The 19877-nt window shown below is 54.0% G+C and carries 16 protein-coding genes; 3 read left to right on the forward strand and 13 right to left on the reverse strand.

Annotated elements, in window-relative coordinates; genetic code table 11:
• Positions 1-6: 6 nt before the first annotated feature.
• The 4 genes from PAG01S_RS05115 to PAG01S_RS05125 all read right to left on the reverse strand — a co-directional run bounded on the left by PAG01S_RS05115 (position 7) and on the right by PAG01S_RS05125 (position 5109).
• A complete protein-coding gene (locus PAG01S_RS05115) occupies positions 7-1674 on the reverse strand; it encodes a ShlB/FhaC/HecB family hemolysin secretion/activation protein (protein ID WP_062757885.1) in 1668 nt (555 codons plus the stop codon).
• A 412-nt stretch (positions 1675-2086) separates the two neighbouring features.
• Entirely contained in the window at positions 2087-2242 is a 156-nt protein-coding gene (locus PAG01S_RS22405; protein ID WP_010670871.1) for a hypothetical protein, read from the reverse strand.
• 148 nt (positions 2243-2390) lie between these two features.
• Positions 2391-3503, reverse strand: coding sequence for a lactonase family protein (locus tag PAG01S_RS05120; protein WP_062757887.1), 1113 nt, complete (start codon positions 3501-3503; stop codon positions 2391-2393).
• Between the two features lie 196 nt (positions 3504-3699).
• Positions 3700-5109, reverse strand: a complete 1410-nt coding sequence (locus tag PAG01S_RS05125; RefSeq protein ID WP_010670873.1) for an EmmdR/YeeO family multidrug/toxin efflux MATE transporter — start codon at positions 5107-5109, stop codon at positions 3700-3702.
• A 465-nt stretch (positions 5110-5574) separates the two neighbouring features.
• Between PAG01S_RS05125 and PAG01S_RS05130 the strand changes: the two genes are divergently transcribed.
• Positions 5575-7029: an AMP nucleosidase gene (locus PAG01S_RS05130; RefSeq protein ID WP_010670874.1), complete on the forward strand. Its 1455-nt coding sequence runs from the start codon at positions 5575-5577 to the stop codon at positions 7027-7029.
• 104 nt (positions 7030-7133) lie between these two features.
• On the opposite strand, the gene PAG01S_RS05135 is transcribed toward PAG01S_RS05130, so the two are convergent.
• Both PAG01S_RS05135 and PAG01S_RS05140 read right to left on the reverse strand, forming a co-directional pair.
• The gene (locus tag PAG01S_RS05135) at positions 7134-8678 is read right to left on the reverse strand and encodes a methyl-accepting chemotaxis protein (RefSeq protein WP_033769371.1); all 1545 of its coding nucleotides are present in this window, start codon (positions 8676-8678) and stop codon (positions 7134-7136) included.
• 534 nt (positions 8679-9212) lie between these two features.
• Positions 9213-10223 carry a LysR substrate-binding domain-containing protein gene (locus PAG01S_RS05140; protein ID WP_081114141.1) on the reverse strand — a complete coding sequence of 337 codons (1011 nt, stop codon included), beginning with the start codon at positions 10221-10223 and terminating at the stop codon, positions 9213-9215.
• Between the two features lie 85 nt (positions 10224-10308).
• On the opposite strand from PAG01S_RS05140, the gene PAG01S_RS05145 reads away from it, so the two are divergent.
• Positions 10309-10557, forward strand: a complete 249-nt coding sequence (locus PAG01S_RS05145) for a hypothetical protein (RefSeq protein ID WP_031591060.1) — start codon at positions 10309-10311, stop codon at positions 10555-10557.
• Between the two features lie 23 nt (positions 10558-10580).
• Here the strand turns inward: PAG01S_RS05145 and PAG01S_RS05150 are convergent, their stop codons facing one another.
• The 3 genes from PAG01S_RS05150 to PAG01S_RS05165 form a co-directional block, all read right to left on the reverse strand.
• The gene (locus tag PAG01S_RS05150) at positions 10581-10862 is read right to left on the reverse strand and encodes a hypothetical protein (RefSeq protein WP_062757891.1); all 282 of its coding nucleotides are present in this window, start codon (positions 10860-10862) and stop codon (positions 10581-10583) included.
• Between the two features lie 205 nt (positions 10863-11067).
• Positions 11068-11310: a hypothetical protein gene (locus PAG01S_RS05155; protein ID WP_140417637.1), complete on the reverse strand. Its 243-nt coding sequence runs from the start codon at positions 11308-11310 to the stop codon at positions 11068-11070.
• Positions 11311-12987: 1677 nt separating this feature from the next.
• Positions 12988-14286, reverse strand: coding sequence for an NCS2 family permease (locus PAG01S_RS05165; RefSeq protein WP_212685931.1), 1299 nt, complete (start codon positions 14284-14286; stop codon positions 12988-12990).
• A gap of 422 nt (positions 14287-14708) precedes the next feature.
• On the opposite strand from PAG01S_RS05165, the gene PAG01S_RS05170 reads away from it, so the two are divergent.
• Positions 14709-15452, forward strand: coding sequence for a response regulator (locus PAG01S_RS05170; protein ID WP_062757897.1), 744 nt, complete (start codon positions 14709-14711; stop codon positions 15450-15452).
• A gap of 15 nt (positions 15453-15467) precedes the next feature.
• Here the strand turns inward: PAG01S_RS05170 and PAG01S_RS05175 are convergent, their stop codons facing one another.
• The 4 genes from PAG01S_RS05175 to PAG01S_RS05190 all read right to left on the reverse strand — a co-directional run bounded on the left by PAG01S_RS05175 (position 15468) and on the right by PAG01S_RS05190 (position 19730).
• Positions 15468-16151, reverse strand: a complete 684-nt coding sequence (locus PAG01S_RS05175) for a D-lyxose/D-mannose isomerase (RefSeq protein WP_045140228.1) — start codon at positions 16149-16151, stop codon at positions 15468-15470.
• Positions 16152-16195: 44 nt separating this feature from the next.
• On the reverse strand, positions 16196-17134 hold the full coding sequence (locus tag PAG01S_RS05180; protein ID WP_010247755.1) for an ABC transporter substrate-binding protein: 939 nt from the start codon (positions 17132-17134) through the stop codon (positions 16196-16198).
• A 90-nt stretch (positions 17135-17224) separates the two neighbouring features.
• Positions 17225-18205, reverse strand: coding sequence for an ABC transporter permease subunit (locus tag PAG01S_RS05185; RefSeq protein ID WP_010670880.1), 981 nt, complete (start codon positions 18203-18205; stop codon positions 17225-17227).
• A gap of 10 nt (positions 18206-18215) precedes the next feature.
• On the reverse strand, positions 18216-19730 hold the full coding sequence (locus PAG01S_RS05190) for a sugar ABC transporter ATP-binding protein (RefSeq protein ID WP_010247760.1): 1515 nt from the start codon (positions 19728-19730) through the stop codon (positions 18216-18218).
• Positions 19731-19877: the final 147 nt, after the last annotated feature.

A 19877-nucleotide genomic window follows, 5' to 3' on the forward strand; every position in this document is an offset into this window, starting at 1 on the left:
CTTTTTTTAAAAAACGAGTCCAACACGCGCGTAAACGCTGAGGCGATCGGGCGCAAGATAATTGGGGTAGCTGACAGGGATACCCAGCGACAGCTGAGTGGAGACATGCGCGTTACGGGTGCCAAGTCCCAGCGAACTGCCCCACAGCGTGCCTGCTGCGTAGCGATCCTGTTTGTCGCTCTGGAGCCACCCGCCGTCCAGCGCCAGGGTGGTGCTGACCTCGCCGATTGCAGGCAGGGTAAACAGCGAGTAATTCAGTTCGTTACGCAGATACCCGCCAACATCGCCGGACAGATATTGCTCCTTGTAGCCGCGAACCGAGTTATCGCCACCAATCGTCAGGCGTTCGCTGCCATAGAGGCGATCCGGCGACCACTGAGCGTAAAAGCTGCTGAGCCACCACATTTTCTGAGTGACAGGCCGCTGATAGCTGCTGCTGACGCTCCATTTGCGGAATTCAGCTTTAGGAAAATCGTCGCTTTTACCCTTGTCGCTTTCCGCATCAAACCACGGCATCCCGCGGCTCAGCATCGGGTTCAGGGTGGCCACCCCACCCGCAATTTTTTGCGTATGGTTAAAACCGATCTGCAGACTGGTCAGTTTGCGGCTACTGCTTTGAAGCAGGGTCTCATTCAGCCAGTTATGGCTGACGTAATGGTTCAGCCCAAGCTGAACACCGGTTTTGATTTGCCCGTTGCGGAACAGCACCCACGATCCGCTGAGGCGGTTAGAGATGTTGTCGCCGAAGCTATACCAGTCGAAACTATTGGCGTTAAAGCGGCTGTGATAGTTGCTCCAGCTATAGCTGTAATCCAGCAGCCCATAGCCATAAGGCACGCTGACGCCCGCCTGGAAATTTTGCGCATCGCGCCAGTCGCTGAAAGCGCTGCTGCGGCCACCGCTGACAAACCAGCGATCGGCAACACCCAGCAGGTCATTACCCACCAGCGAGCCGGAAAGCTGACCGACGCCGGTGCTTCGCTGGCCGCTATTGTCCATATTCAGCCCCAGCGTCAGAGGAAACTCGGGTGTGCTGGTCAGGTTAACAATGGAATAGCCCGGCTGAGTCGATGGGATGATTTCAATCTGAACCGGCGTAGTACGAAGCCGGTTTATCTGCTCCATACCCTGTTCAATGTCACGTAAATTTAAAATACGTCCTGCACGGGTCGGGAACGCCATGTTCAGCTGACGTGCACTGGCACCCTGCAAATGAATCGCCTCAAGCTTTCCTTCCAGTACGGTGATATTTAACGCCCCGTGGGAAAGGTTCTGTTCTGTCAGGAAGGCCCGGCTGGTGATATAGCCGCGCTGGACATACCACTCTGAAATGGCGCGTACCAGCTGATTAATACGGTCCAGACTCAGGCACTGATTGATATAGGGAGCGACAAGTCTCTTCTGTGTATCAGGCGTGATTAAGCTCGCCTGTTGCAGTGAAATCTGGTTGATTTCAAAACAGGGGCCGCTGGCTGGCGCCGACTCGGTTTTTTGCAGCTCAACCTGATGCGCCTGTGTTAATGCGTCACGCTGCTGCTGATCCTGCTGCAACCGCTGCTGCTGCTGGTTTTGAATAACGTCAAGATCGCCAGGCGTGACCGGTGCAGCCATGACATTGCTGATAAACAAACTGGCTCCGAAAACCAGCCACTTCCCTGTTTCAGGCATTTTCATCGAAGGATTAACAACGCTTATTGTAAGTTTTGCGTAAGCACAGGCGTGCAGATTACCACCTTAACAATCGGAAATTACTTATTGACTTAAAATAATGATGTGGTTTCAGAAAAAGGGAAATTAGCGGTGATAAAAATTTTTTTAAGCTAAATTAGCAACTACTTAGCCACTTTCTATATGCGGAGGTCATTTATGAGTGTTAAGAGAATGGATGTTAAGGCGAACACTGAAGAATATACATGCGCGACGGATTAATTATTCATATAACGGCGATGGGATATTAAGTGGGATAAAAAATAATGATGTTGCTGTTTTTCGTGGTGAAGCCTGCTGGCTGAAATGACCAGCGCAATACAGATGCAAAAAGGCCCGCAACGTAGCGGGCCTTTAACCAGACAACATACAACAACCATTATTTTTCATGGTAGCGATGCACTGCCGGATAATATTCCAGTCCATACAGCTGGCTCAGCGGCAGCAGCAGTTCTACGTTAATATCATGCACACGTTCACTCGCCACAGGGCCGCTCAGCAGCTGTTCAAACCAGGCTATCAGTTTCTGTTTCATCTCAGGCTCTCCGCATCAGTTGATGCCCTGAGTAAACCCGCTTATGCCCCCGATCAGAACCAAAAATTTCTGCGCTGCTTATGCCGTAAATGGCATAAGCAGTCCCCCATCTGTTTAGCCAGTGCCATACACCGGCTGCTCACAACGGTTACTGCGTTATCAGCGTCACCCAGTTCGCGCCTTTACCAGCCGGGGCTTCAGCAACCCGTTTGAGTTCGCCGCTGGCGGGATCGATAGCGTAACTGCCAATCACCGCGCTCTTCTCCCCGCTGACGATCAGCCATTTACCCTGCGCATCAATCGCAATACTGCGGGGCTGTTTTTCAACCGGCCAGCTGCCGATCAGCGTTAGTTCACCCGACTGTTTATCAACCCGGTAGCCGCTGACGGTGCCGGAGGTGCGCTCGGTCACGTAGATAAATTGTCCGTCAGGCGTGATTTTGATGTCTGCTGCCCAGATGCGCGGCGTGGGATCGCTGTAGCCCGCCGGGCGCTGCTCGCCATGCTGCAGGTTATATTTCTTCGCCACCGCATTCGGCCACGTTTTCAGCTCCGTCAGTGACCCATCCGCCGCGCGACGGAACTGCGTAATGGTGCCGCTCATCTCCGCGAGGTTATAGAGAAAACGATTGTCGGGCGAAATCACCGAATGTCGTGCGCCGCTGTTCTTCTCGCCCTGAACAAAACCGGTTCCCAGCGGCGTTATCGCGCCGTTATCGGCAAAGGCATATTGCAGCACGCGATCCGCGCCAAGGTTGCCGACGTAAAGTGAATGATTGCTGACGTCGGTGATCACCGAGTGGGCATGCGGCCCGGTTTTCACCTCGCCAGTGACCTGTGGTGTCACAACTCCTTTGTCATCAATCCGGTTGCTGGTGACGATATCGCTGTCATAGGAGGCAGCCAGCAGATAGCGCCCACTTCTGTCGGTGGTGATCCACGGAAAGCTGGCTGCAACCGGCGTCACCGCCAGTTTCTGCAAGTCACCGTGCGGACCCGAGACGCGCCAGCTGATGATCGAGTAAGGCGGACTCCGCAGCGCACCATAGAGCCGTTTACCATCCGGGCTGGCCGCCAGCGGCATAATCTTTTTACCGGCAGGCGTATCGCCACGCCATTGCAGGCTGCCATTCGCCTCGCTGAGCTGATAGCGGGAAACGGTGCCGGATTCGGCATTGGACACATAGACAAAGGTTGTCGCCCATAACGGGGCGCTACACAGCAGCGGCAGGAGTGCCAGCGCCGTTTTCAGACGGATCATAGGGTCACCTTGATAAGTAGTGTCTGCATCATTGCGCAGCAGGCATTACGCTAACCCTGTCTGAGAAGACTGGCTTTGTGCAACTGTCTGAAATTCGGTTCGAAAGTCTGGAGATGTGACGGAGATGTTATTTTTAATGGTGCTGAAAGAGGTATGACGCCTTTCCCCACGGCGGGGGAAAGGCGTTAACAACGCGCTAACCGGTTTTCGCGATCATTTTTCGATAGCGGTTGAGCCACTTGCCACTGTTAAGTCGCCACCAGAAGAAGATGCCACGCACCGTCCAGTCGAGGAACATCCCCAGCCAGACGCCGGTCACGCCCATCCCCAGTTCAATCCCGAGCAGGTAGCCGACCACCACGCGGGCGCCCCACATGCTGAACATCGACACATACATGGTGTAACGTGCATCGCGTGCGCCCTTGAGTCCGGCAGGCAGTACCCAGGAAGCGGCCCATAACGGCATAAACAGCGCGTTAAGCCAGATCAGCTGCTTCGTCACGTTAATCACTTCCGGATCGCTGGTATAAAACCGCGCCAGTAATCCGGCCAGCGGCACCGTCAGCAGGGCCATCGCGGTCAGGCAGACCGTCGCCAGCCAGAAGACGTGCCGCACCTGGCGTTCCGCCTGGAACACCTGATTCCTGCCCAGACGGGTACCGGTGATAATGGTCGAAGCCGAACCCAGCGCATTGCCTGGCAGGTTGATCAGTGAGGCGATAGAAAAAGCGATAAAATTCCCGGCAATCTCGCTGGTGCCCATTCCGGCAACAAACACCTGTGTCAGCAGTTTACCGCCGTTGAACAGCACCGACTCGATACTGGCAGGCACGCCTATACCTAAAACTTCCATCAGAATGCTGCTGTTCCAGCGCCGGAAATAGCTCGACAGCGTGATTTTCAGTGATGCGTTAAAGCCGATCATCAGCACGTAAATCACCGCGATCGCCCCGATATAGCGGGTGATGGTCAATCCGAGCCCGGCACCGATAAACCCTAAACCGTCCCACGAGAAGCAGCCATAAATCAGCACGCTACTGATGATGATGTTGAGGATGTTCATGCCGCCGTTAATCAGCATCGGAATCTTGGTGTTACCTGCACCGCGCAGCGCCCCGCTGCCAATCAGGGTGATGGCGGCGGCCGGATAGCTCCAGGCGGAAGTCTGCAGATAGCTCAGCGCCAGCGCTTTGACTTTTGGATCGGCGGCACCGGCAATCGCATCGACGATCAGATGACCCCAGAACTCAATGGCGATCACCAGCACAAAGGCGAGTATCGTCATCATGGCCAGCGACTGACGCGTGGCGGCGCGGGCGCGCTTGCCGTTGCGTTTTGCCAGGCTGAACGCCACCACCACCGTGGTACCGAGATCGATGGCAGCAAAGAACGAGATGATCACCATGTTGAAGCTGTCGGCCAGGCCGACGCCCGCCATTGCCTCTTTACCCAGCCAGCTGACCAGGAAGGTGCTCAGTACGCCCATCAATAGCACACAGGCGTTCTCGAAAAAGATAGGCACTGCTAATGGCGATATCTCACGCCAGTAGAGCGTGCGATACGAACGGCGTTTCGGGTACCACGCCGTGCGCTTGATCGCCTGCATCACTGCTACGCCGGGATTTTGCAAAGGATTACCAAATCAGAAGAGACTGGACAGGAGTTCTAATGATGATAGTGGGCAGGGAAATATGCAAAGTCTTTCCGGTGCAAATTAATCATGGTTACAAACTTTTTAATGCCGCCACGGCACAATCTGCCTCACTGCCCCGCCCGCTGTAGCAAACCTGATTATTTCCCTGACGTTATGATCGGTTGGCCATGCTTTGCTGCTGGCGGTTTTTCCGCCATCTCCTCATCGGTAACGCATTCAAACGTGGCGAACCGCCCCTTCTGATAGTAAAGATTTTCTTACTGTTTTTCAGTGCAGCAGATCTTCACTTAAAACAGCACTGCTCAGAATTCCCGCTTCGCTGGCGCAAAAAAACGGCGATCACAGATTCTTCAACAATCTCCGCAACAAACCCGCTAAGCTTGGGGCAAATTGCGGAAAAAAATGGAAGGAGAAACCATGCCGACACTACGGAAAAACCTGACCAGCCAGCAGGCGCTGGATGAACTCGAACGCCTGTACGATGGCGCCGTTGATGCGCTGCGCGAGGCGATTAAAGCCTTTACCGAAAACGGCACGCTGCCCGATGCCACCGCACGGGCGCAGGGACTATTTGTTTACCCGGAGCTGCGCATCACCTGGCGCGGCGACGGTCCGCAACAGAACCGCACGCGTGCCTGGGGACGTTTCACCCACACCGGCAGTTACAGCACCACCATCACCCGCCCGGCATTGCTGCGCCACTATATTTCGGAACAGCTTCAGATGCTGGAGAAGGAGTATCAGCTGGAGATCGACGTGGGGCCCTCCAGCCAGGAGATCCCCTACCCTTACGTGATCGACGGTTCCGACCTGTCACTGGATCGCACCATGAGCGCCGGTATTGCGCGCCACTTCCCAACCACCGAGCTGTCACAGATTGGTGATGAGACCGCCGACGGCCTGTTCCATGCCGATGCAAAATCCCCTCTGTCGCACTTCGACGCGCTGCGAACCGACTTCTCGCTGGCCCGCCTGCGCCACTACACCGGCACCAGCGTAGAGCACTTCCAGCCGTTTGTGCTGTTCACCAACTACACCCGTTATGTTGATGAGTTTGTGCGCTGGGCGATCGAGCAGGTGCGCGATCCCAGTACCCCTTACGACAGCCTGGCCTGCGCGGGCGATGTGGTGCTGACCGCCGACACCGCTGACAGTGAGTCGATGCTCTCGGATCTGGCGTGGAAGAAGCACCAGATGCCTGCCTGGCATCTCACCTCCCCAAATCGTCGCGGTATTACGCTGATTAATATTGGTGTTGGCCCGTCGAATGCCAAAACCATCTGCGATCATCTGGCGGTGATGCGTCCACATGCGTGGCTGATGATTGGTCACTGTGGCGGTCTGCGCGAGAGCCAGCGGATCGGTGATTATGTGCTGGCCCATGCCTATCTGCGCGACGATCACGTTCTGGACAGCGTGCTGCCGCCTGATATCCCGGTACCCAGCATTGCCGAAGTGCAGCGCGCGCTGTATGACGCCACCAAATCGGTGAGCGGCATGCCAGGCGAAGAGGTGAAGCAGCGGTTGCGTACCGGCACCGTGGTGACCACGGACGATCGCAACTGGGAACTGCGCTACTCCGCTTCGGCACTGCGCTTTAACCTGAGCCGTGCGGTGGCGGTCGATATGGAAAGCGCCACTATTGCCGCACAGGGTTATCGTTTCCGGGTGCCATACGGCACGCTGCTGTGCGTTTCAGACAAGCCGTTGCACGGTGAGATTAAGCTGCCCGGTCAGGCGAACCGTTTCTATGAAGGGGCGATTTCGGAGCATCTGCAGATTGGTATTCACGCGGTTGAGTTGCTGCGCGCCGAGGGCGATAAGCTGCATTCGCGTAAGTTGCGTACCTTTAATGAGCCGCCTTTCAGGTAAGCGTTTAACCGCCTGATGCGGGGAATAAGGCTGGTACTGCTGACAGGCAGTACCGGCCTCTTGCTTTGGAATTTAACCAACGCGCATGTCAGTGCCGGGACAATTTATACTTTAAAGGTCTCTACAATCAGCCTGAGAGACTGCGCTTGCTCAGAGAGTGACTGAGAAGCACTTGATGATTCTTCTACCAGAGCAGAGTTATTTTGCGTCACCCCATCCATCTGACTGACTGCAATACTCACCTGAGAAATCCCCTGCATCTGTTCAGCCGACGACAGCGCAATAGCATCCATGGATTCAGCCAGTTCATCCACTAAATGCACGACTTTGAGAATACTCAAACCCGTATCACTGGCAACAGTGACGCCGCATTCAACCTGTCCGACAGCCTGCTCTATTAACGCTTTAATATCTTTTGCGGCAGTCGCACTACGTTGTGCAAGCGTTCTGACTTCAGACGCGACGACAGCGAAGCCCCTTCCCGTCTCTCCCGCTCGTGCCGCTTCAACGGCTGCGTTCAGGGCAAGAATATTAGTCTGGAATGCGATGCTTTCGATGACGGCGGTGATATCTCTGACTTTAGACGCGCTTTTTGAAATATCACTCATCGTATCTGACATCCGTTTGACGTCCGTTTCGCCTCGTTTTGCAATCGAGGCGGTATCTCTCGCTGAGTTAGCTGTGTCCCTGGCAGTTCTGCTGTTATTTTGTACCGTAGCGGTGAGCTGTTCCATACTCGCAGCCGTTTCCTGCAATGCGGCGGCCTGCTGTTCAGTACGGGATGCAAGCTCATTGTTTCCTTCAGAAATCTCATTCGCAGAAAGGGCGACTGAAGAAGATCCTGATTTAATCTCTGAAACGATATCCCGTAACCGAACCTGCATGCTGTTTAAAGAGGCCATGAGACTGAGAGTGTCATTTTTCTTCAAGTTAACAGGAGTGGTCAGATCCCCATTCGTGATCGCATAAGCAAGCTTTCGCGCTGTGCTCGGTTCATCGCCAAGCTCGCTCATGAGTTTACGAATAAGATAGATGCTGGTGCCCGTGCCGAACAAAATAGCCGCAACTAAAAGCGTCACCAAAATGATGTAGGCTCTTTCGGTATTTCTCGCGTTTTGATTAACTGAGTCATCCGACTGCTTCGCCAGGATTTCAGTCATCCGGGTAAGGCCTTCAAGCAGTGGAACCTGAGCGGGTCTGACTTTTTCCAACAGATACTTAACGGTGATATCACTGTTTTTAGCCAGCGCCAGCGGAACGGTGTTACTGAAGGCGTCCAGGGCGTTTTTCTCGCTGTCACTGATCTTCGCAAAGGCTTTATATTCTTCCGTATCGCCAGACTGGCTGATCATCGTATTCAGTTGATCCCTGCTGGCTGCAAACTTAGCCTTCAGCTTAACCAGGCGAGCTGACTGCTCCTGGATAAGAGCCTGATCTGAAAAGAGTGATAAATTCCTGACGGTTATCGCCATATCGCGCTGCGCCAGGGTAAGTTCATTGATTAATTTTGTTTTTTTCATATCACCCTGAACAACTGACTCAAGCGTGCTTTTAGCCTGATATAAAGAGTGAATAGCGACAACGATACATATGGAGAAAAAGATGATTAACGTGCCAAATCCGGAACCGAGGCGTGTAGAGATTTTCATTATACTTCCTTAAAAGGGGGCGGCGATACAGATCTATCGGCATCTATTTTTTTAACTTCAATGAATATTTATCACGTATAAAATCTACAGAAAAATTAATCAGCACTTTCAAAATATCACAATAAACCATCAATTTTACAGGCATTGAAGCCTTTGAAATTAATCATAACCCTGTTATTAAGGCTTAAAATCATCAGACGACTTATGTTTCATATTAATTTATTATTACGTTACTCTGCACGTTCAGAAACCTGCCACGATTGTCATAAAAGTGTCATTTAACTTTTGCAGTCGGTATCTGTAAGGCTTTAAAACACACAGACTCTGTCCGTCCATAAAATTCAGAATATAATTAATGGTAATTTCATCTTCATTTTTCACCTGTAAAAAAGTAGCCCTCGGAAATATATATAAATCATGCTTACAAATAACGTCAGAAACAGAAAAGTAATTCCTGAGGAAAAATCATCATTTGTTCCCCCTTATGGTGAGCGGTGATAATCTGGCACTGTAACTCACCACCATTCAGCCATCTCAAACCGGCTTTCTTTTATCATCAGCGCCCGCATTATCATTCTTAAGCGAATTCACCAATTTACCGATTGCCGGAGATGCATCACGATACCGGGTTGCGAGTATGACGGCAGTATTGAGTGTCTGCCCCTCAATCGATAAGAACACGACCCCGCTATGCAGATTATTTCGCATAGAATCAGGAACAACTGAAATGCCAAAACCGGCACTTACCATCGGTATGATCGCCTCAATCTGTAGCGCCTCCTGCCCATGTACAGGTGTGAATCCAGCCTGATGACAGGCAGCCATAAGAGTATCGAACATTCTCCCGATGTTGTTTCTCTCGCAGAGAACAAACGGCTCCGGGGCGAGCATATCCAGCGAAATAGCGCCTCCTGAAAGAGCAAGCCGATGATTTACCGGCAAAACAACAGCCAGCGTCTCCTGTAAGACTGGCGTAAGCTCAAGGCCATCCAGCGTATCCGTTAGTGGTCGAATAAATGCCGCATCTATAGTTCCTTCAAGAAGCTTCCGGATAAGATCAGGCGTGTGGCCTTCAAGTACGGACTTCAGCAGTAACTCAGTATGATTACACTTAAACTGACAAAGGCGAGCGGCGATTTCCCGGTTGAAATAGGTTCCGCCTGCAAATCCTAAATTTATTTCGTTGCATTCACCCCGCCTGAAGCGTTGCACATCACTCAATGCATCATCAACATTGGCCAGAATATGTCGCGCATGCTTAAGTAACACACTTCCGCCTTCAGTAAGTTCAACCCCTCTGGAACGACGATTAAACAATTTTATTTTCATCTGCTTTTCCAGACGCTGTATCTGCAAACTCAGAGGCGGCTGACCAATCCCTAACCGTTCAGCTGCGCGGCCAAAGTGCCCTTCTTCCGCGACAGCAATGAAATAACGCAGGTGATGCAGCTTCATATATTTGCCTTTATATTTTTCACTAAAAGATATCGAAAACATCACTATGGGTGTATTGCACCGATAAATCAGCCGTGCATACTGCTTCATCTAAACAATTTTGATTCAAAATGCCATGCTAATTTGAGTTAGTAAAACCAGACTGTCTGAATAATAGAAAACCGGAGCACATGCATTGAAAATAAAACGAAGAACTGTCTGGACATTGCTGTGCCTGTTCTGTGCGCTGTTCTGGATTCTGATATTCTCTTTCTTTAACCATGCTTTAGCGGCAGACCAGCATCATAAAAAAAGCCGCAGTTATGGTGACGTTCCTCCAGAACAGCTTGTTCAGAAAATAAAACGGCTTGATTTGACAGAGCAACAGAGAAAATTTCTGGAATCGGTATTGCAAAACGAGGGTGCCAGGGATGAAAAGAAATGATTAGGCTGTTCCCTCTCTTGATCTCATTCATTGTCACCGGACGCTAACCTGAAGAAATTTTGCAGTGCCATTAACACCCTTCCAGTCAGGGCAATCTCGAGCAGAAATGTGGGATCTTTTTGCTGCAACCAGAAGAGAAAATCAGGATCACTGGTTAACGGCTCTAATTCACGATAAGCAACTTTCAGAAGCGCTAAGTTATTGATATAGGTATCAAGCGAGGTATAACGGCCCTCGCTGAGTTGTAAAAGTAACAGGTCAATACGTGCCTTTATGTCTTTAACGTGCTCATACTTCTGGTGCATTCAGCTACCCGTTCATCACTTAATTAAGTTAAAACTCAGGCGCAGATATCGTCATAATAGTGAAATACTATCAGTACAGTAGTCACTATGGTGACGTTCTTATCGCGTTGGCCTGGTTCATATTGAAAAATATATCTCACCCTTTTTGCATTGCATCACCCAGCTGAGGTTGGGCATAAACAGTAGCAACAGGCTGACCAATCGCTCACTCACCGACGTTATACCTCCTCAATTTAAAGCGGCCAGTAATGGCGCTTAATGACTGAATCTGATATTTGGCAGTCCTTACTGCCGTCGTTGCAGCCTGCAGCTCAGTCAGACCCGCCAGAATGTCGTTGTTATCGCTAATCTGACTGGTGACACGGGTCACTTCTCCTGCGAGATTACGCAGTTTTACCAGGGCCTCCTGCAGGACTCGCGCAACAGCTATCCAGGTCAGTAACAGCATCCAAAGAGAAAATCCGGAAATTTTCTGAACCTTAATGAACTCTTTGTCTCTCAGCATGATGTTCGGGCGTTAGCGCCTGGCTTATAATTTATCGGCAATTTTCCTGGTAATAACAGTTATGTAATTAACGTCACTCCGGATGCCAGACAGCTGGCACAGCGTGTTAAAATAATTTTTAGCATTGAAGCAAAACCCGCGACCAGGATACCCATGATTTTATTCGCTTAAATAAACACCACCCTTAAAAATAATTTAAAAAATAAAATTAACCTGCAAATTAACCACTTATTTTTATAAAAAGATGATGGAAAACCATCATAATAATAACCTACCGACCGCTGTAAAAAATTGCAGTTAAGCTGACGTGGTGAATAAATTGAGATCGCAGGCTCCTCACGGGTGCAGGAGTTGCACTGGTTCAGATGTGCAGAGTGGCGCTTACAGGATGGGGTTTTAAATGTACTGGCATCTGAAAAATTTGATGTCTGTCAGGTTTAATCTATTGTGGCTGCGCTTAATTATGCTGAAAGATGGCCGATAACTTTTATACCCTTCACCAGGGATATTTGATGACCTATAAACATGCAGTACTTGGCTCCCATGGGAGCCATTTTTTTATCAATTGTGGCTTATGACCGGCTTGAACACCCCGTGACCAATCTGAGTATGTGCTGGTCCCTGCTTTAGCCGTATCGTTTTAGCTGAAATGTGACGCATGCGATGAGAATTTTATTCTTGCGGTGAATATGGCAGAACAGACAAGCATAAGGATGCTCTTCCAGCCCGGCAGTATCGAGCCAGCCTTCAGGCAGAACACCCGCTGAGTGCGTTGATGAGCCTGCCCGTCTGCACAAAAGACGGACAACAAAGTAATGGTGAAAACAGAGGCGCGGAAGGCAAAGGAGGCGTACCGGAGAGGGCACTAACGGAGATAATGGCGGCAATAGTGGGAGTGCCGATAATCCTGATACATCAAGTAAAGGTGATGCGGGCGGCGCAGGAGGAAATGGTGGCAACACGGGAGGTAACGGGGGAGATGGCGGCAACTAAATCCACCCATGCCTTAATATCTCTGTATCTCTGCTCTCCTGGCTGCATTTTTATTAAACAGGCGAGAACCGCAATTATCACGGGTTAATTCACAACTAAAGCGCTCAGTGTCAGCCCGCAGCAAAGCGAAACCAGTCTGCTCCTTCCCCGCTTTCAGTAAATTGAGCCCTGCCCATCCGGGTAACAAACCCACCGGCAGGGGTTTGCCAGAGGCGTCCGCAGCGCTGAGGAACAACCTGAAGCCGGGAGCCGACAGGACGTCGGCGAAAGGACGGCACGAGCCAGGGATGGCGAGTCCGGACGGTCCGTCGGCCGCAAGGCGTGACGAAGGTACCCCGCATAGCGGGGCGCGCAGACAGCCGGACGCCGGACGCTGGGATTGTTAAGGGGCGGGCGTCCGACCCTTAACGCGTCCGCCTGCACGGGCAACCTGGAACTCCCCATCGACTGGCGGGCGTAACCCGCTCAGTGCTAACGCGCAGCTAAATGACCTGAAACTCCCGAACGCCTGGGCGGCGTAACCTGCTCACAGCCAGCCCGCTGCCAGGCGAAACTTACTCAGTGTGCCTGCCCGCTGCACAGCGAAATCCGCCCGCTGCTAAGCGCCCCCCTGCCGCCAGGCAACAACTAAGCACTCAACCATCCCAGCTTAATCACAAACAGAATCGACAGGATCACCAGCGCCGCATTCACCTCTTTCGCGCGTCCGCTCAGCAGCTTCACCAGCGTCCAGGTAATAAAACCAAACGCGATGCCGTTGGCGATCGAATAGGTCAGCGGCATGGTCAGCGCGGTCACGGTGACCGGCGCGGCGGTGGTGATATCTTTCCAGTCAATCTCTGCCAGACCCGATGCCATCAGCACCGCCACAAACAGCAACGCAGGCGCGGTGGCATAAACCGGAACACTGGAGGCCAGCGGCGAGAAAAACAGGGCCAGCAGGAACAGCACGGCGACCACAATCGCGGTCAGGCCGGTACGGCCACCGGCACTCACGCCCGCCGCCGATTCCACATAACTGGTAGTGGTCGAGGTGCCGAGCAGCGAACCAAACAGCGCAGCCGCACTGTCAGCAATCAGCGCACGGCCCATCTTCGGCACGTTACCCTGCTCATCCGCCAGACCGGCGCGTTTGGTCACACCCAGCAGCGTGCCCGTGTTATCAAACACGTCAACAAACAGGAAGGCAAAAATCACGCTGATCAGGCCGACGTTAAACGCGCCGGCAATATCCAGCTGCATAAAGGTCGGTGCAATCGACGGCGGTGCAGAGAAGACCCCGGCAAAGGGCGACAGACCAATGCCCATGGAGATAAAGGTCACCAGCAGAATACCGATCAGCACTGCGCCCGTCACCCGACGCGCTTCCAGTACCACGATAACCACAAAGCCGAGCATCGCCAGCAGCGGACCCGGTTTAGTCAGATCGCCAATGCCCACCAGCGTTGCCGGGTTATCGACCACAATGCCCGCCCCTTCCAGCGCAATCAGTGCCAGAAAAAGCCCGATACCGGCACCAATCCCGGCGCGCAGCGGCAGCGGAATACTGGCAATAATCCATTCACGAATCTTAAATAGCGACATCGCGAAGAAAATCACCGCCGAGAGAAACACCGCGCCCAGCGCAATCTGCCACGTATAGCCCATGTGCAGCACAACGGTGTAGGTGAAAAAGGCGTTCAGTCCCATACCCGGCGCCAGCGCAATCGGATAGTTGGCGATCAGCCCCATCAGCACGCAGCCAATCGCCGCCGCCAGACAGGTGGCAACAAATACCGCGCCCTTGTCCATGCCGGTCGCGCCCAGAATGCTTGGGTTCACAAACAGAATATAAGCCATCGCCAGGAAGGTGGTGATCCCGGCGATAATCTCAGTACGAACCGTCGTGTTATGCGCTTTGAGTTTGAATAGTTTTTCTAACATCATCATCTCTCGATACAGGAGACATCAGTCTCACTTGCCAAAGGGGTTTGCATGCTGATTATTCTGTTTCCGGGACACTGATGCCGGCCGCTGCATACTTGCGTGCCAGAATCGCCTGAAATCCCTGACTTACCCACTGCCCAAAGCAATTGCCATGCCATCTACCGACGCAATCGATTACCTGGCAGAGCCGGGTACGCCTAAGAGAATTCCGAACCAAAACGAGGCGCGATTATGGTGCAATGCACCGATGCCGCGCAATCGTTTTCCTGCGGCAAACAGGCAGCCCCGAAAAACTCTGCGCCAGCGCACGCTTCCGCACTCTCACAGGCGAAGCTGGTCACGTTTCAGCACGCTGCCTCAGCAACCTTTTCTGGCCTGTGTAGACTCCTGAATTAACTCTTTCGTAACATTGAGGCCGCGCAATGAAGCCAGCAATTTTGGTGGTGGATGATGATCCTGCAGTCTGCGACGTCTTGCAGGATGCGTTAAGTGAACATCTGTTAACGGTCTACCGCTGTCATCAGGGACGCGAGGCGCTATCGATGCTCGGCGAACACCCGGAAATCTCGCTGGTGATGCTGGATATGATGCTGCCCGATACAAACGGGCTACTGGTGTTGCAGCAGCTTCAGCGTCAGCGACCCGAAGTGCTGGTGATTATGCTGACCGGTATGGGTTCTGAAGCGGAGATGGTGGTGGGCCTTGAGATGGGCGCAGATGACTACATCGCCAAACCCTTTAATCCACGCGTGGTGGTGGCGCGAACCCGGGCGGCCCTGCGCCGCAGCGGACGCATTGCCCAGGCAGACCCTGAACAGGAGGGCTGGCGTTTTGGCGGCTGGCAACTGGATGATGGCCGCTGCCAGCTTTTTAATCCGCAGCGCGAGCTGGTGCCGCTGACCCAGGGGGAATATAGCCTGTTACGCGCGCTGGTTCGCCACGCCCGAAAAGTGCTTACCCGCGATCAGTTGCTGGAGCTGACCCATAGCGAAAGTCTCGACGTGTTTGATCGCACCATCGACGTGCTGATCATGCGGTTGCGCCGTAAAATCGAAATCAATCCGCACCAGCCCAACCTGATCCGCACCATTCGCGGACTGGGTTATGTCTTTTCGGCCGATGTGGTGAAACCCGATTCAACAACGCGTGCCAGTCAGATTGCCTGATTACGCCTGCCGCGCTCAGGATAGCCAGTGCGCGTAATCGTTGCACAGCAGCCAGCGCGGCGCTTCATCTTCCTCCAGTGGGTTGAAACGAGCCAGCGGCGTCAGAAACACATTGTCGTTTTCATCATCGTTGGGCATCGACACCTCGCCCACCAGCACGTCGCCGAAGCCACTTTCCCCCCAGAAGCTGTGCCAGATGCCCGCCTCCAGCGTCACGCTTTCACCCGGTGAGAGCCGCAGCTGTGAACCGGCGGCATGGGTCTGGCGCAAGCCATCCAGCGACACCGCCACCAGCGAGTCAGCCAGCCCGTCACCGTCGCGGTTATGCAGTTCGACAATCAGATTCCCGCCGCCGCGATTAATGATGTCTTCCATCTTGTGCGGATGGTAGTGCATGGGCGTCTGCTGCCCTTCCCGCACGTGCATTATTTTCTCGGCGTAGGGTTTATGCCACGGCTGCCCGCCTGGTGAACCGTTGCGCAGAGTAAACAGCGTCAGCCCGGTCTGCAGAAAATCAGCTGCGCCAAAACTGGTGAGATCCCAGCCCAGCCGCAACGCCAGAATCTCCTGCGCTACCTCACGATCCTGAGCCCGCCACTGGCTCACATCGAAATCGGCCCACGGCGGCAGATGCACATCCTGCTGTCGGAAAAACTCGCGCGTATGTTGCAGGTAATAATTAACCTCTGAACGTTGCATGGTGGCCTCCTGAGAGCGGCACCCTAGAGGTGCCGCACTAAAGCTTATTTCACCGTCCAGCCCTGGTAGCTGCCGATATTATTACGATCGATCAGTTTCACCGGGATCAGCACCGGTTTGTCCGGTGCCGGTTTGCCCTGCAGAATGTCATAACCGATCTCGACCGCTTTGGCGGCCATGACCTGTGGGTCCTGCGCAGGCGTCGCGACGAACAGTGAATTCTTGCGCTTCAGCGCCTCTTCACCGTCCGGCGAGCCATCGACGCCAACGATAAAGAACTCACTGCGCTGCGCCTGTTTCGCCGCTAAGTCTGCACCAATCGCTGTGGGGTCGTTGATGGCAAACACCGCATCAATTTTTGGATTGGCAGAGAGCAGACCGGTCATGACTTCCAGTCCGCCTTCACGACTGCCTTTGGCGTTCTGGTTGTAAGAGAGCAGCTTGATGTCAGGATGGGTTTTCAGTTCGGTCATGCAGCCTTCAACGCGGTTCTGCACCGCAGAGACCGGTGGTCCGTTGATGATCACCACGTTACCTTTGTTCTTCAGGCGGTCAGCAATATATTTACAGGCCATTGCGCCCGCCTCGGTGTTATCGGAGGTGATGGTCGCATTCGCGCCATCGGCCGCCACGTCGACCGCCACCACGACGATACCGGCATCACGCGCCCGCTTCACCGCCGGAGCGATCCCTTTGGAGTCGGCGGCGTTGAGAATAATCATGTCGACTTTGGCCGCAATAAAGTTATCAATCTGGCCCACCTGCTGACCGAGATCGTAGCCGCTGGAGACCAGCGTCACATTCACCTTATCGCCCGCCAGCTGACGTGCCTTCATCTCAGCGCCTTTGGTGATCTGCACGAAGAAGGGGTTTGCCAGATCGCCGACCGTTACGCCGATAGATTTGAGTTCTTTTGCCTGAGCCAGGCCGGTACTGAACAGCGTCGCCGCCAGCAGCCCGGTTACAATCGGATTAAAACGCATAGACCTTCTCCTGCTGTTTTCAAGGTGCCAACCACTTAATGGCGTTTTTTAGGTTGCGGAGGTGAAATAGCACATCCGCCCTTATAAGACTCAACTCACATGATGACGGGTACGGTATTTGTCGATCAGGACCGCGATGATGATGACCGCACCCTTGATTACCAGCTGCCAGAAGTAGGAGACCCCCATCAGCGTCATGCCGTTATTCAGCGTGGCGATAATCAGTGCGCCAATCAGGGTGCCGGTGATGGTGCCGATGCCGCCGACAAAGCTGGTGCCGCCGAGGATCACCGCCGCAATCGCATCCAGCTCATAGCCAACCCCAAGGTTGCCGTTGGCGCTGTAAAGCCGCGAGGCACTCATCAGACCGCCCAGCCCCGACAGCAGGCCGCTCATGCCGTAGACAAACAGCAGCACCATTCCGACCTTGATACCGGTGAGACGCGCCGCCTGGATATTGCCGCCGACCGCGTAGATATGAACGCCCAGCGTGGTGCGGCGCAGGATGAACCAGCAAATGGCGATCACCGCAAAGGCAATCACAATCAGCCACGGCACCGGCCCGAGATAGCCGTTGCCGATCCACTCAAAGTTAATATCGGAGTTGATCACTGTGGTGCCATCCGCCAGCAGGTAAGCGGCTCCGCGCAGCGCGGTGTAGGTGCCAAGCGTGACGATAAAGGGCGGCAATCCGGCCCAGGCGACCAGGATGCCGTTGAACAGCCCCATCACCAGGCCTGCGCCCAGCGCCATCGGAATGGTCATGGAAGCCAGCATTGGATCCAGTGATGCTACCAGCGCCACCACCGCGGTGGTCCCCAGCATTGACCCCACCGACAGGTCGATGCCGCCGGTGAGGATCACAAAGGTCATGCCCGCCGCCAGCACGATGTTAATCGACGCCTGACGGGTGATATTGAGCAGGTTTGCTTCGGTGAAGAAGTTCGGCGTGACGAAACCAAATACCGCCACGATCAGGATCAGAATCGGCAGGATACCCACCGTTTGCAGCAGATCGCCCATCAGGGCGCGTTTCAGCGTCGGTGCTTTGGTGCGGGCCAGTTGTGTCATGGTGGTCTCCTTAGATTTCGCCTGCTGACGCGCTGTGCGCACCGGTTGCCAGCGTCATAATATTTTCCTGACTGATGTGGCTGCCCTCCAGCTCACCGACGATGGTGCCTTCGTGCATCACGTAAACGCGGTCGCTCATCCCGACCACTTCCGGCAGTTCGCTGGAGATCATCAGAATCGCCACGCCCTGCCGCGCCATCTCCTGCATCATGCGGTAGATCTCGCTTTTCGCCCCGACATCGACGCCGCGCGTCGGTTCATCGAGGATCAGAATGCGCGGACCAATCGCCACCCAGCGCGAAATCAGCAGCTTCTGCTGGTTACCGCCCGACAGACCGCCCGCCCGGACCTGAGCGTGAGGAACGCGAATATTGAGTGAAGCGATCGCCTCATTGGCGATGGTCTGCCCTTTGCGGCGGTTCAGCATCCCGTAACTGGCGTCACGTTCCAGCGTCGCCATCACGATGTTCTCCTGCGCCGCCATCTCCAGAAACAGTCCCTGCTCTTTGCGGTTTTCGGTGAGGAAACCGATGCCGCGTGCAATTGCATCGCGCGGTGAATGGATGGTGACCTTCTCGCCATCGATCCAGATCTCGCCCTCTTTCGGCTTGTGCACACCAAAAATCAGTTGTGCCAGTTCGCTGCGGCCTGCGCCCACCAGCCCGGCCAGCCCGACAATCTCTCCGGCCCGCACTTCAAGACTGCTGGGATGCACTTTGCCGCCGTCGGTAAGGTGATTGACCGCCAGCCGGATATCACCCAGCGGGATAGCACGGTCTTTGTTAAACAGGTCGCTGAGCGGCCGTCCGACCATCATCCGCACCAGTTCGCTGGCGTTGAGCTGGTCACGGGTCAGGCTGCCCACATACTCCCCGTCGCGCAGCACACTGACGCGATCGGACAGCTCATACACCTCCGCCATGCGGTGGCTGATATAGATGATCGCCATGCCTTCGCTGCGCAGCCGTTTGATCAGCGCGAACAGCTGTTCGGTTTCGCGGTTGGAGAGCGCGGCGGTCGGCTCATCCATCACCAGAATGCGGCTGTTGCGCTGCAGCGCGCGGGCGATCTCCACCTGCTGCTGCTCGGCGATGCTCAGACGGCTGACCAGATCCCAGGCGCTGAACTGCGCGCCGAGCCGGTCAATGACCCGCTGCGCCTCTTCGGCCATCTGCCGCCGCTTCACCAGCCCGCCGGGCGCGATTTCGCTGCCGAGAAAAATGTTCTCTGCCACCGTCAGGTTGGGTGCCAGGTTGATCTCCTGATAAATCAGGGTGATCCCGGCGGCCAGTGCCTCTTTCGGCCCTTTCAGCGCCCAGGGCTTGCCTTCAATTAAAATTTCCCCGCTGCTGGCGGTATAGGCACCGGCCAGAATCTTCATCAGTGTGCTTTTACCTGCGCCGTTCTCCCCCATCAGCGCGTGGACCTCACCGGGATAAACCGTGAGATCGACGCCCTTCAGGGCATAAAAGCTGCCGAAGCGCCGGGTAATTCCCCGCATTTCCAGTATCGGTGTGGCTGTCATCGCCTCGCTCCTGCGGACTGTGGATAGCCGTCAGTAAAGCAACGCCAGATAAACGGAAAATGTCAGCGGCCGTTCATATTTGTCATAAACGCCCGCCTGCACGCTCCTATACTCGGCCCATCGTTGCAGTGAATAAGAGGTCGTGGG

The organism is Pantoea agglomerans NBRC 102470, assembly GCF_001598475.1.
In the GTDB taxonomy this organism is placed as follows: Bacteria; Pseudomonadota; Gammaproteobacteria; order Enterobacterales; family Enterobacteriaceae; genus Pantoea; species Pantoea agglomerans.